Below are 718 nucleotides of genomic sequence, written 5' to 3'. Positions count from 1 at the left end.
CGAGCAGGTCGGCCACCTGCTCCACCACCAGGGTGAGCACCAGGGCCTGGAGCTCCTCGCGTCCCTCGCACCGGTTCTCGATCGGGCGCCGGAAGAGCACCAGCCGGGTCGGCTGTCCGCCGATGCCCCGTACCAGGGACGAGAGCGGCACGGCGTCGTCGTCCCAGTCGTCGGGGACGATCGGCGTGTCCTCGACGGCGTACTCGACCAGACCGAGCCGGCTGCTCCATCGCCGGTCGATCTCGGTGACGATGCCCAACACCACGGCGTCGAAGCGCTGCTTGGCGTTCGGGCGTCCGCGCACCGCGAGGTCACCGGGCGCCCTCGGCGGTGCGATCGCCGGCCCGCGCGCTCCGCGTCCGCGACGATCTCTACGAGGTGAGCTCACGGGTGTGAGCCTAATCGGCCGGTGGTGCACCGCGAGCCTCAACGCCATCTGCGGGGACGCGAGGTAGCGTGTCGCTGTGAATCCAGCCCGTCGTTGTTCGCGTACGGCGTGTGGCCGACCCGCCATCAGCACGCTGACCTACGTCTACGCCGACCAGATCGCTGTGCTGGGGCCGCTGGCCACCTTCGCCGAGCCGCATGCCTATGACCTCTGCGAGGTGCACAGCGAACGGCTCAGCGCCCCGCGCGGCTGGGAAGTGATGCGCCTCGCGCCGGACCCGTCGGCCGCCGAGCCGACCAGCGACGACCTGCTCGCGCTCGCGGACGCCGT

At 71.4% G+C, this 718-nt stretch carries 2 protein-coding genes; one reads left to right on the top strand and one right to left on the bottom strand.

The window, feature by feature from the left end:
* On the bottom strand, nucleotides 1–388 hold a 388-nt coding region (locus ABD151_RS14280), incomplete at its 3' end, for a metallopeptidase family protein (RefSeq protein ID WP_343995434.1).
* Nucleotides 389–464: 76 nt separating this feature from the next.
* Here ABD151_RS14280 and ABD151_RS14275 point away from each other — a divergent pair.
* Nucleotides 465–718 (top strand): DUF3499 domain-containing protein (locus ABD151_RS14275; protein WP_343995433.1); only part of this gene is annotated, 254 nt, incomplete at its 3' end.

The organism is Nocardioides dubius (assembly GCF_039528155.1).
Lineage (GTDB): Bacteria > Actinomycetota > Actinomycetes > Propionibacteriales > Nocardioidaceae > Nocardioides > Nocardioides dubius.
The sequence above is the reverse complement of the archived record's forward strand: the minus strand, read 5'-3'. Positions and strand labels throughout refer to the sequence as shown.